The sequence below is a fragment of the Dyella sp. genome (assembly GCF_035685805.1).
Lineage (GTDB): Bacteria > Pseudomonadota > Gammaproteobacteria > Xanthomonadales > Rhodanobacteraceae > Dyella_A.
In genome coordinates this window covers 1-12,835 of sequence record NZ_DASSAB010000058.1, presented here as the reverse complement: position 1 = coordinate 12,835, position 12,835 = coordinate 1, and the positions used below count along the sequence as shown (strand labels likewise).

At 67.0% G+C, this 12,835-nt stretch carries 7 protein-coding genes and 1 riboswitch; of the genes, 3 read left to right on the top strand and 4 right to left on the bottom strand.

The genetic code is table 11. The features are described 5' to 3' along the window. Positions 1-50 precede the first annotated feature (50 nt). From edd to zwf, 3 genes are all read right to left on the bottom strand, one after another. Positions 51-1,889, bottom strand: coding sequence for a phosphogluconate dehydratase (gene edd / locus VFG40_RS16655; protein WP_324899598.1), 1,839 nt, complete (start codon positions 1,887-1,889; stop codon positions 51-53). Between the two features lie 57 nt (positions 1,890-1,946). Continuing rightward, positions 1,947-2,651 carry a 6-phosphogluconolactonase gene (gene pgl, locus VFG40_RS16650; protein WP_324899596.1) on the bottom strand — a complete coding sequence of 235 codons (705 nt, stop codon included), beginning with the start codon at positions 2,649-2,651 and terminating at the stop codon, positions 1,947-1,949. A gap of 132 nt (positions 2,652-2,783) precedes the next feature. Continuing rightward, on the bottom strand, positions 2,784-4,253 hold the full coding sequence (gene zwf / locus VFG40_RS16645) for a glucose-6-phosphate dehydrogenase (protein WP_324899593.1): 1,470 nt from the start codon (positions 4,251-4,253) through the stop codon (positions 2,784-2,786). A gap of 249 nt (positions 4,254-4,502) precedes the next feature. Between zwf and VFG40_RS16640 the strand changes: the two genes are divergently transcribed. Then, positions 4,503-5,255: a GntR family transcriptional regulator gene (locus VFG40_RS16640; RefSeq protein ID WP_324899591.1), complete on the top strand. Its 753-nt coding sequence runs from the start codon at positions 4,503-4,505 to the stop codon at positions 5,253-5,255. 168 nt (positions 5,256-5,423) lie between these two features. On the opposite strand, the gene VFG40_RS16635 is transcribed toward VFG40_RS16640, so the two are convergent. Beyond that, positions 5,424-8,399 carry an outer membrane beta-barrel protein gene (locus tag VFG40_RS16635; RefSeq protein ID WP_324899589.1) on the bottom strand — a complete coding sequence of 992 codons (2,976 nt, stop codon included), beginning with the start codon at positions 8,397-8,399 and terminating at the stop codon, positions 5,424-5,426. Positions 8,400-8,730: 331 nt separating this feature from the next. Next, positions 8,731-8,967, top strand: a riboswitch (cobalamin riboswitch). Between the two features lie 138 nt (positions 8,968-9,105). Here VFG40_RS16635 and btuB point away from each other — a divergent pair. Next, the gene (btuB, locus tag VFG40_RS16630) at positions 9,106-10,968 is read left to right on the top strand and encodes a TonB-dependent vitamin B12 receptor (protein ID WP_324899587.1); all 1,863 of its coding nucleotides are present in this window, start codon (positions 9,106-9,108) and stop codon (positions 10,966-10,968) included. A 322-nt stretch (positions 10,969-11,290) separates the two neighbouring features. Beyond that, the coding region (locus VFG40_RS16625) for an efflux RND transporter permease subunit (protein ID WP_324899585.1) at positions 11,291-12,835 on the top strand (1,545 nt) is incomplete at its 3' end.

The following is a 12,835-nucleotide window of genomic DNA, read 5'->3' as shown; positions in this document are numbered from 1 at the left end:
CACCGGCATCACCGGGCTTTGGCGTAACAGAGTCAGTGCATCCATTGCTTTCACTCTCTCCACAGGGGGTGGTGGAAGGTCATCGCGCCGTGTTCGGCGACGTCGGCCAAGGTGCGCATGCCGGCGAACAGTTCGCGGCCGACGCCGAAATCATTACCTGCAAGGTTGGCCGAAACCACCTCGCGCGCGGCCCATTCGGCCTCCGCCACCAGCGCGGTCAGCTCGCCGCTGTTGGCGTCGACGCGCACCAGGTCGCCGTCGCGCAGCTTGGCGATCGGGCCGCCGGACACGGCTTCGGGCGAGACGTGGATCGCCGCCGGCACCTTGCCGGAGGCGCCGGACATGCGGCCGTCGGTGACCAGCGCCACCTTGAAACCGCGCTCCTGCAATACCGCCAGCGTCGGCGTCAGCTTGTGCAGCTCCGGCATGCCGTTGGCGCGCGGGCCCTGGAAGCGGACCACGGCGACGAAGTCGCGGTTGAGCTCGCCACGCTCGAAGGCGCCGCGGATCTCGTCCTGGTCGTTGAAGACGATCGCCGGCGCCTCGATCACCATGCGGTCGTCGGGCACCGAGGACACCTTGATCACGCCGCGACCGAGGTTGCCGTCGAGCAGGCGCAGGCCGCCGTCGGCACGGAACGGTTCGCTGATCGCGCGCAGCACGCCGCGGTTGCCGCTCTCGCCGGAAACCTTCTGCCAGGCCAGCTTTCCCACCGCGTCGAGCACCGGCACCTGGGCGTAGCCGTCCAGGCCGGTGCCGTTGACCGTCTTCACGTCGGCGTGCAGCAGGCCCTGCGACAGCAGCTGGTCGATCAGGAAAGCCATGCCGCCGGCCTCGTGGAACTGGTTCACGTCGGCGTAGCCGTTGGGGTACACGCGCGCCAGCAGCGGCACCACCGAGGACAGCGCATCGAAATCTTCCCAGCGCAGTTCCACGCCGGCCGCGCGGGCCATCGCCACCAGGTGCAGCAGGTGATTGGTGGAGCCGCCGGTGGCGTGCAGGCCGATCACGCCGTTGATCACCGACTTCTCGTCGACGATGTGTCCGACCGGCGTGTAGCTGTCGCCCAGCGCACTCATCGCCACCGAGCGATGAACTGCCGCGGCGGTGAGCGCGTCGCGCAGCGGCGTGTCCGGCGCCACGAAGCTCGCGCCGGGCAGGTGCATGCCCATGATCTCCATCAGCATCTGGTTGGAATTGGCGGTGCCGTAGAAAGTGCAGGTGCCGGGTGCATGGTAGGCGGCGGCCTCGGCCTCGAGCAGTTCCTCGCGGCTGGCCTTGCCCTCGGCATAGGCCTGGCGCACTTTGGATTTGGCCTCGTTGGTGATGCCGCTGGGCATTGGGCCGGAGGGCACGAACACGCCAGGCAGATGGCCAAACGCCAGCGCGCCGATCAGCAGGCCCGGCACGATCTTGTCGCAGATGCCCAGGTACAGGCCGGCGTCGAACATGTCGTGCGACAGCGACACCGCGGTGGCCATCGCGATCAGGTCGCGCGAGAACAGGCTCAGCTCCATGCCCGGCTGGCCCTGGGTGACGCCGTCGCACATCGCCGGCACGCCGCCGGCCACCTGCGCGGTGGCACCGGCGGCGCGCGCGATCTGGCGGATCAGTTCCGGATAGCGCTCGTATGGCTGGTGCGCCGAGAGCATGTCGTTGTAGGCGGTGACGATGCCGATGTTCGGCGCGCGACCGGCGCGCAGCGCGGCCTTGTCGTCGGTACCGCAGGCGGCGAAGCCGTGCGCGAGGTTGCCGCACGACAGGTGCTGGCGATGCGTGCCGTCGCCGCGCGCGGCGGCGATCTTCGCCAGGTAGGCCGCGCGCGAGTCGCGACTGCGTTCGCGCAGGCGCTCGGTCACTTCGCGGACGACGGGGTGCAGGGAACTCATCACATCACTCCTGTAACGCGTGGCGGGACAGCGCCCGATCACGCACGCCTGGGCGCCCTAGGGGCACCAGTAGATCGACAAGGGGACACGGGGCTGCGTCAGCACCGCCCGGATCGGATAGTGCGCGGCCTCACCGACGCCGAGCTGCGCCTCGCCCAGCACGCGTTTCTTCGCTTCACCCTCGATATGCAGCACCAGCAGCCGCGTCTGCAGCAGCGTGGGCAGGCTGAAGGTGATGCGCGGCTCGCCCGCGCCCGGGGCGCGCATCGGCAGCACGCGCTCGGCGCCGTCCAGATCGAGCACCTCGGCCAGCCGGTCGCCGCCGGGGAAGAAGGAAGCCGTGTGGCCGTCTTCGCCCATGCCCAGCACCACGGCGTCGAACGGCAGCGCCAGCGCATCGATCAGCGGACGCAGCAAGGCCAGGCCCTGCTCCGGCGCCGGCGTATCCACATGCAAGGGCACGAAGGTGGCCGCTGCCGCCTCGTTGCAGAGCAGGCGCGACTTGACCAGCTGTGCGTTCGAGCGCGGGTGGCTCTCGGGCACCCAGCGCTCATCCACCAGCGTGACCTGCACGCGCGACCAGTCCAGTCGCGCGCGCGACAGCTCGGCAAAGACATGCTGTGGCGTGCTGCCGCCGGACACTGCCAGCAAGGCCCGGCCGCGTGCGGCGATGCCCTCGCGCAGCTGCTGCGCCAGGCGCTCGGCGAGCGCCACCGCGAGCGCGTGGCAGTCGGTGAAGTTGTGGGTAGCGAGGTTCAACATGGGAGTCCGTGAGGCAGCGCGCTGGGGGCCGCGGCGGGCGCTGCCGATGCGCGCGGCGTGGGTGAGCGGCAGCGTAGGCTGTGCATCGGCAGCGGCGGGTGAACCGCCCTGCGTGCCGGCCGCGCGGCGGAGCTACTCGCCATCCTCGTTCCAGGTACGGCCATCGCGCTCGATCAGCGCCACCGAGGCGCTTGGTCCCCAGGTGCCGGCGGTGTATGGCTTGGGCGCCTCGCCGCTGGCGGACCACGCCTCGAGGATCGGATCGGCCCAGCGCCATGCCGCTTCCACTTCGTCGCGGCGCATGAACAGCGTGGGGTTGCCGCGCACCACGTCCAGCAGCAGGCGCTCGTAGGCATCGGGCTGCGACACGCCGAAGGCTTCGGCAAAACTCATGTCCAGCGGCACGTGGCGCAGGCGCAGGCCGCCCGGGCCGGGGTGCTTGATGGTCAGCCACAGCTTGACGCCCTCGTCCGGCTGCAGCCGCAGCACCAGCCGGTTGTGCGCCAGTGCGCCGGCGGACGGATCGAAGATGGAGTGCGGCACGGCCTTGAATGCCACCACGATCTCCGAGACGCGCTCGGGCAGACGCTTGCCGGTGCGCAGGTAGAACGGCACGCCGGCCCAGCGCCAGTTGGCGATTTCCGTCTTGAGCGCCACAAAGGTTTCGGTATGGCTCTTGCCGCCCTCGAGCTCGTCCAGATAGCCGGGCACGCTCTGCCCGTCGGCTGCGCCGGCACGATACTGGCCGCGCACGGTGAGCTGGGCGGCGTTCGATTCGTCGATCGGCTTGAGCGAACGCAGCACCTTGAGCTTCTCGTCGCGCACGGCGTCCGGCGAGAGCGATGACGGCGGCTCCATAGCCACCATGCACACCAGCTGCAGCATGTGGTTCTGCACCATGTCGCGCAGTGCGCCGGCGCGGCTGTAGTACGCGGCACGGTTGCCCACGCCAAGTGTCTCGGCCACGGTGATCTGCACGTGGTCGATGTGCGCCGCGTTCCACAGCGGCTCGAACAGGGCGTTGCCGAAGCGCAGCGCCAGCAGGTTCTGCACCGTCTCCTTGCCGAGATAGTGGTCGATCCGGTACGTCTGCGACTCGCTGAAGACCTGGCCGACGGCGTCGTTGATCTGGTTGGCGCTCTCCAGGTCGCGGCCGATCGGCTTCTCCAGCACCACTCGCGCTTCACCCCGGTTGAGGCCGTAGTGGCCCAGCCGGGTGCAGATGTCGATGAACAGATCGGGCGAGGTCGAGAGGTAGAACACGCGCACGTTGTCCGGGCGCTCGCCCACCATCGCGGCAAAGTCGTCCCAGCCGGCGTCCTTGCGTGCGTCCAGCGGGCGGTAATGCACCAGCTGCAGGAACGCCTCCAGCTGCTGGGGATCCGGCGCGTGCCCCTCGCTGAGTGCCTTGCGCATCTGCGCCCGGTACCCCTCGTCGTCGGTCGACTCGCGGGCAATGCCGATGATCCGGCTGCTGTCGGGGAGCTGGCCGTCCAGGAACCGATGGAACATGGCCGGGAGCAACTTGCGTGCGGCGAGGTCGCCGGTGCCGCCGAAGATCACCAGGTCGAACGCGTGGACCTGTGGATTGGAAGAGCTCACAGCGGATACCTCATGCCTGCAGGGAAGGGGTCGCACGCGCGGGTTTCATGCCCGGCCTTCAACGATGCCATTGATGCTACCAGTTTCATACCAGAACGCACCAGACCGGGCGCTTCGGAATGGACAACACCTGCGATGTATTCGTTTGCAACGCTGATGTTCCAGCCAGCCCGGCTTAGTCAGGGACAACTGGCCTGTTGGTTGCAGCGCGGCTTGCGGCCATTGGTTCGAAATTGGTATGGTCGTGGCATGGAAACCGTCCTCGCCAAAGAATACCGCCGGCTGTGCCGCGACCCGGGCTCGCGCCAGCCGCTTGCGTACCTGCGCCTGCGCCAGGCCATTCGCACGGTGGTGGAACACCGCGATATCGAACCGGGGCACGCGCTGCCGAGCGAGCGCGACCTGGCGAGCGCGCTGGAGCTGTCCCGGGTCACCGTGCGCAAGGCGATCGCCGGGCTGGTCGAGGAAGGCCTGCTGACGCAGCGGCATGGCGCCGGCACGTTCGTGGCCGAACGCATCATCAAGCCGATGTCGCGACTGACCAGCTTCACCGAGGATCTGCGCGCGCGCGGCCTCAATCCGCGCTCGGAATTCTTCGAGCGGGGCATCGGCGAAGTCTCGCCGGAAGAGTCGATGGCGATGAGCCTCTCGCCCGGAGCGGCGGTGGTGCGGCTGCATCGGGTGCGCTACGCCGGCGACGAGCCGCTGGCGATCGAGCGCAGCGTGGTGCCCGCCGCTCTGTTGCCGGACCCTGCGCTGGTGGAGGATTCGCTTTACGAAGCCCTCGAACTTCGCGGCTTCCGCCCCCGCCGCGCACTGCAGCGGCTGCGCGCGGTGCTGCTCAACGCCCAGCACGCCCGCCTGCTGCACGTGGCGACCAACAGCGCCGGCCTGAGCATCGAACGGCGAAGCTTTCTCGACGACGGCCGCGTGGTGGAATTCACCAGCTCGTGGTACCGCGGCGACATCTACGACTTCGTCGCCGAGCTGCATACGGATTGAGCGCCGCCGAGCGCGACAGCACGTTGCTTCTTTGAATAGATGGAGAGCGTGGTTCTTGGCAGGAAGAGCTCTCTGGAGGCCTGGCGGCAAAAAAATGGGCCGCCAGATCGGCGGCCCAAATGGGGAGGATAAGACGGACGGAGCAGGTCCGCCCGTCTCAACCAACGTTTACAGCGAGAAGTCGTACCGCGCGGTCAGGCGGAACGAACGCGGTGCGTCGTAGCTGATGACCTGATAGCGATTGCTCGCAATCACGCCCTGGCCACCGTTTTCGCCACGCTCTTCCACGTTCTGCGCAACCTGCTTGTCGAACACGTTCAGTACGTCGAGCTGGATGTCCAGACCCGGCGCCCAGCGCGGCACGTAGCCGACGTTGAGACCGAGCGTGACGTCCGTCGGCAGGCGACCGGCCGACCCACGCGGCACGGCCTTGCCGTCGCAGTAGTGGTAGTAACGACCGTAGTCGAGGTAGTTGTAGAAGAACTCGCTACCCTCGGGGTTGTAACCGAGGCAGCTCTTCGGGCGACCGGTCTGGGCGATCAGGGTGGAGCCGACGCGCCACTCCGGGGTCACCTGATAGAAGCCGTATGCCTTCAGCACGTGGCGACGATCATTCGGCAGATCGCCACCGCCGTACGCCATCAGCTCCCGGTGGTCGAACAGCACGGTCTGCGAGACGTCCTGCTGGCCGATGTCCGAATCGAGCTGGCCTTCGGCATTGCCCCAGTTGTGCGAAAGCACGTAGTCGACCTTGCCGTACCAGGTGCCGTCGAACGGGTGCTCGAGGAAGACCTCGAGACCCAGGTACCGGCGCTTCAGGTACATGCCGGTGTTTTCCTTGGTGTACGGCACGGCCACCAGATCGGTGCTGCCCGCCGCATCCGGGATATCCAGCAGCAGCGTATTGTCGGCGCCGGGGTTGAACAGGCGGCAATCCGGCGAGTAGCTGTAGTTCGGGTCCACGGCGATGTTGTTGGCCGCCATGTACTCCAGCACCGGGCGGTTATCGCAAACGTCGTCGATGGCAGACTTCAGGTCGCGGTACTGCAGTCGTGCGCCCCAGTTCCAGCTCGAACCCAGCTGCTGCTGCATGCCGACGATATATTCGTCCTGGTAGTGCGACTTCAGGTTCGTTGCAGCCACGGTCTTCGGATCAGGAGCCTGGCCGAACTCGTTGTTGGACGAGTACGGACCATTGCCCAGCGCGGTCAGACCCTGCGGCACACCTGTTACCGGGTCGACGCTGGTGTAGGTGAAGTATTCGTTGGTGAGCGTGGAACCCGCTGCACCGCGCACAGCCACGTTGTTCGGCAGCGCGAGGAAGTAGCGGCCGGCGTTGGCGTAGATCTTCAGAGACGAGTCACCGTTCACGTCCCAGCTCACGCCCAGACGCGGCGCCCACTGGTTCTTCTGGCTGACGTACTCGATGCCGTCGGAGTTGTAGTTCTTGAACCCGTCATTTCGCAGGCCAAGCGAGAGCAACCAGCGATCGGTAACCTGCCAGCGATCCTGCACATAGTAAGCTTTCTGCTCGACCTTGAAGCTGCCGCCGTTCGCCTGCACGTAGCGGTAAACGTAGTCGCTGTTCGGCGTCGTGGTAAGGCCGCCGCTCTGCGGAATGTCACCGGCGTCGGTGTGCGCATAGAACCAGGCGTAGCCGGGGCCGGAGGTGTTGCTCCCGGCCAAAGACTCTGCGTTGGAGACGTCATAGCCGGCACTCAGATCGTGGTCACCGAGGCGCCACTCCAAGTCGATCCGGTAACCGTCGGTCTTGTCGTTGGCGTCAGGGTTGTTGATCGTCAGATACGGCTGATTGCCGGTAATGATATCGGCAGCGCCGACCGGACGGTCGTCACGCACGTACACCTGGCTTGGGTCATAGCCCAACGGCGCGGAGTAGTGGCCGACTTCCTGACGCCCGTACTGGGCGCTCAGCGTAATGTCGTCAGTCAAATACGTGGTGTACTTGCCGATGTAGGTCTCGCCGCCGTCCTTGTAGCCATAGCCACCGACCTTCTCGGTACCGTGGGTGCGGTCGGCGTAGTTGTAGCTGTACAGCGAGTTGGTCTGCGACGTCTTGTCGGAAATCGCGGTCAGCTCAAGGATGTTGCTGTCGTTGATGTTCCAGTCGATCTTGGTCAGCCAGCGCGGCGACGTGTAGTGATCGGTGGCAAACGAGGTGTCCGGGTTGGCGGTTTCAATGCCGTTAGACTCGATGGCCTGCTTGTCGAACTCGGCCGACGCGTAGATGAACAGGCGATCCTTGATCAGCGGACCGCTGGCATATACACCGTAGGTAAAGTCGTTGTTGGTGTAGCTGCTGTAGTCGCGATAGAGCTCACCGGCCGAAGCCAGGCCTGTATCGGTCGGACGATAAATGTCCTTGCGGCTGGCGCGCAGGCTGTCAGGTGTCCAGGTAACGAGCCCGCCAAACTTCCACTCGTTGGTGCCCGACTTGGTCACCACGTTGATCACGCCACCGGTCGAACGACCGTAGCGGGCGCTGTAGCCGCCCGTGATCACCTGCTCGGAAGCGATGGCGTCGAACGGGAGGGTCGTGGAGCCGATGTTGGTCAGCGAGTTGGTGACCGGATAGCCGTTAATGAAGTACGCGTTTTCGGACGCAGCCGATCCACCGAAGGATACCGAGTTGCCGTAGCGTGAGTCGCCCTTGATCACGGTCGGCGCCAGCACGGCAGCCTGCGTCACGTCGCGTGCGATCGGCACTTGGTTGAGCACGGTCGAGGAAAGATTGACGCTGGTATCGACCGAGCTCACGTCGATTGCGGGCAGGGAGTTCGCCGATACGGTGACCTGACCGAGGTCAGTGGCCACGAAGTCGACCTCGGTGCCGCCAACGCCGACCTGGACGTTGTCGCGCGTGCCCTGCGTGGTGTTGACCACATAGGTGCCGATCGGAAGTTCCGACACGGCATAGCGACCGGAGGCATCGGCCGTCACGGTGCGGGTCAGGCCCGTGTCCTTGCTCTTGATGGTGACCTGGGCCCCGGCTTCAGCGTTGCCGAAGATGGTACCGGCCGATCGCGACTGTGCCATCGCTACGCCAGTGAGACTCATGCCGAGCGCGATAGCCAGTGCGGTGTGACGCAGCCGCATCGCGCGGCTCTGATTGCGATTACTCATTAGAAGGACTCTCCCCAAAATGGCCGGAAGGCCGAAAGACGCACCGTGGAGGCCGCGCCGAACTTCAAGTCACATCGTCGAGGACCCTGCGAAAGCGCCCCTTCATTGCACGTGCCCTTGCCCCACGAGCGTGACGAGACGTGACTTACTCCCGACCTTAAGTGGTTGTAAAAGCTTGCGTCAACAAAAACTTTATGTTCTTGCGAGGCCTCTGGGAGGAACAGCTCGCCCTCATGCCATTCCCACGACAGTCGGCCGCCTGCCGGCCGTTTGTGGCGGAGAGCGAAACGATCAGCCACTGAACCGCTTGCGCCCGGAGCATGTCGACGGTAGCGTGCGCGCTGTTTTGGGTGTCCCTGCTGCTTCATGGCGAGGGATGAAACGGGAAGCCGGTGCGTCGCGCGTTCGCGCGCAACCAGTCCGGCGCTGCCCCCGCAACGGTAGGCGAGTGAATTCGCCGGGTCACACAAGCCACTGTGCCGCAGGCATGGGAAGGCGTGGTCCGGTACGCGCGGTGCGCCGCGTGTCGCTCGCAAGCCCGGAGACCGGCCCGATTCGACTGTCCTGGCGGCTCGCGGTGGGCGAGGCTGCGGTACGGATCGTGGCTCTGCCGCGCATCCGCGGCCGTGCGTTTGCTCCCCACGATGTCCTGCCAGCTCACTCCCTTGTTGAGCCGCGCGCGGGTGCACGGCGAAGGAATACAGCAATGAACAGGATTTTCTTGGCGACCGCCGTGGCGTTCGCGCTCATTGGCCCGAGCGTGCGTGACGCCAGCGCCCAGCAGACCGATGGCGCGCCGATGGATCCGGTGATTGTCACCGCCACGCGCACCGCGATCACCGTGGACGACGCGCTCTCGTCGGTGAGCGTGATCACGCGGGCGGACATCGAGCGGCTGCAGCCGACTTCGCTGATGGACGTTCTGACCGGCTTGCCCGGCGTCACCTTCGCGCAGTCCGGCGGCATGGGCGAGCAGACCTCGCTGTTCCTGCGCGGCACCAACTCCTCGCACACGCTGCTGCTGGTGGACGGCGTGCGCGTGGGCACGGTGAGCGCGGGGCTGGCGGCGTTCGAGCAGATTCCGGTGGAGCAGATCGAGCGGATCGAGGTGGTACGCGGGCCGCGGTCGAGCCTGTACGGGGCCGACGCGATCGGCGGAGTGATCCAGGTGTTCACCCGGCATGGCCAGACAGATGGCGGGCTCGCCCCGTCACTGGCCGTGACAGCCGGCAGCCGCGGCACCGCAGGCGGTCAGGTCGGCCTGTCCGGCGGCGATCGGCACGCCTGGTACAACCTCAGCCTGGGCGGGCAGTACACCCGCGGCATCAACGCCTGTCGCGACGGCGCCGGCACCGTGTTCGCCGGCTGTTTCGCCAACGAGCCGGACAAGGATGCCTACCGCAACTACAACGCCCTGGCCAACGTCGGCTACCGCTGGGACGGCGGCACGGAACTGGCCGGCACCTGGCTGCGCAGCCGCAACTACGTCGAGTTCGACGGCGCGCCCTACGGCAACCAGGCGCTCAATGTGCAGCAGGTGGCCGGCGCACGCCTGAGCTTCCGGCCGCTGTCGTTCTGGCAGGTGACCGTGGGCGCGGGCCAGAACTTGGACAAGGCCACCACCTACAACGACGGCGTCTATCTGCGCTACTCCGATTCGCGCCGCAACCAGGCGTCATGGCAGAACGATTTCAGCGTCGCCGACAACCAGTTGCTCACGCTGGGCGCCGACTACCAGCAAGAGCATCTGTCCAGCGACACCGGCTACCTCGCCAGCACGCGCCAGGACACCGGCATCTTTGCCCAATACCAAGGCACGTTCGGCCACAACGAGCTGCAGCTGTCCGCGCGCCACGACCACAACGGCCAGTTCGGCAACCACGACACCGGCGCCGCCGCCTGGGGCTACCGGCTCGATCACGGGCTGCGGCTGTCGGCCAGCTACGGCAGCGCCTTCCATGCGCCCACCTTCAACGATCTGTACTACCCCTACGGCAGCGGCAACCCGGACCTGAAACCGGAAACCTCGCGCAGCGCCGAACTGGGCCTGACCCAGCAGGGCGACGGCTGGAACTGGGCCGTGAACGCGTACCAGACGCGTATCAGCGAGCTGATTGCGCTGGACAGCAACTACTTCCCGCTCAACATCAGCCACGCACGCATCCGCGGCGTCGAGGGCCAGCTGGGCGGCACGCTCGCCGGCTGGCGCTGGCAGGGCTACCTGACCTGGCAGCAGCCGCGCAACGACGACGGCGGACCCAATGATGGCCACTGGCTGCCGCGGCGACCCGAGCGCACGGTGCGGATCGATCTCGACCGCCGCTTCGGCGATTTCACCGCCGGCGCCACCTGGAACACGGCCGGCGCGCGCTATGACGACGTCGCCAACGTGCATCGCCTGGGCGGCTACGCCACGCTCGACCTGCGCGGCAGCTATGCGTTCGCGCCGGGCTGGGCGCTGGAGGGGAGACTGGCGAACGCGTTCGATCGACGCTACGAAACCGTCTACTACTTCAACCAGCCAGGCCGCAGCTGGTACCTGACGTTGCGCTATCGCCCACGCTCCTGAGCCAGAACCGCGCGCAAGGCGGGGCGGACGGCGGGCCGACAGCGGTTCCCAGCGCGAGCCCGCTGCGCGGCGTGCACGCCATCGGCCACCTGGGCGATGGCGTGCTGCCGGGGCCGCGATGAGCCGGAGCACCCGCCGGCCGGTTCCGCAGCGGCCCCTGCCTTTCGACACGGTGGGGACTTCAGGCACATACACTGTGCGGGGACAGCGGGCATAAAGCGCGCATGTCCCACACTCTGAACCCTGCGGCCCGGGCCCTGTCCGAGAGGCTTGCGCAACTTCGCGCCGGCCGGCCGCGCTGCCAGCGGCCCACGGAAGCGCCATGAATATCTTTGCCCCGATGATCCGCCGCCCGGTCGGTACCTCCCTGCTCGCCGTGGGGCTGGTACTGGCGGGCATCTGTGCCTACCTGCTGCTGGGCGTGGCGGCGCTGCCGTCGCTTGAGTTCCCGGGCGTCTACGTGATCGCCCAACAGCCCGGCGCAAGCGCGCAGACCATGGCCAGCACCGTGCTGGCGCCACTGGAGCGCCACCTCGGACGCATTCCCGGGGTCGACGAGATGTACGGCAACGCCAGCGAGGGGTCGGCCTCGGTGATGGTGCGCTTCACCTTTGATCGCAGCGCCGACAAGGCGGCACGCGACGTGCAGGCGGCCATCAACGCCGCCGCGCCGGACCTGCCCAGCGGCATGCCGGCGCCGCCTCAGTACTTCAAGTTCGACACCGCCAGCATCCCGATCCTGTTCATCACGCTCACCTCGACCGGGCTGCCGCAGGACAAATTGTTCGACCTCACCGACACCCTGCTCAAGCCCGCGGTGTCGCAGATCCCCGGGGTGGCCCAGGTACAGGTGTTCGGCGGCACCCCGCATGCGGTGCGGATCGAGCTCGACAACGCTTCACTGGCCGCCAAGGGCCTCACGCCGACGGACGTCAGCAACGCCCTGCGCGCCGCCAACGTGACGTCGCCGCAGGGCACGTTGAGCAATGGCCGCAGCCAGATGACGGTGTTCGCCAACGACGCGCTGCACGAGCCGGAAGAGTTCGCACGGCTGCTGATCGCGAACAAGAACGGCACGCCGGTGCGCCTGTCCGACGTGGCGAAGGTGTATGGCGGCCAGCAGGACAAGTACCAGGGCGCGTGGTTCAACAACATGACCACCGTGGGCATGCAGATCAGCAAGCGGCCGGAGGCCAACGCGGTGGCCACGGTGGAGGCGATCCGCGCCAAGCTGCCGCAGCTGCGCGGCGCGTTGCCGGCCGACGTCACCATCACGCCGGTGTTCGACCTGACCCAGACCACCAAGTCGGCGCTGCACGAGGTGGAAGTGGCACTGCTGATCTCCATCGCGATGGTGGCGCTGGTGATGCTGGTGTTCCTGCGCCGCGTGCGCCCGACGCTGATCGCCATGCTCAGCGTGCCGCTGTCGCTGGCCGGCGCGTTCGTGGCGATGTGGGCGCTGGGCTACACGCTCAACACGCTGTCGCTGGTGGCGCTGGTGCTGTGCATCGGCTTCGTGGTGGACGACGCGATCGTGGTGATCGAGAACATCGTGCGCCACATGGAAAACGGCCAGACCCCGCTGCAGGCCGCGCTGACCGGCGTCGGCGAGATCGGCTTCACGGTGGTCTCGATCACCTTGTCGCTGGTGGCGGTGTTCGCGCCGCTGCTGTTCGGCAACAACATGCTGATCATGCTGCTGCGCGAGTTCTCGGTGACGCTGACCGCGGCGGTGGTGATCTCGGCGCTGGTTTCGCTGACCCTGACGCCGGCGCTGTGCGCCTACCTGCTGACCCACGAGCCGGAGCGCAGCAAGCCGCCGGGGCGGATCGAGCGGGCGGTGGAGAACTTCGACCGCAAGCTGATG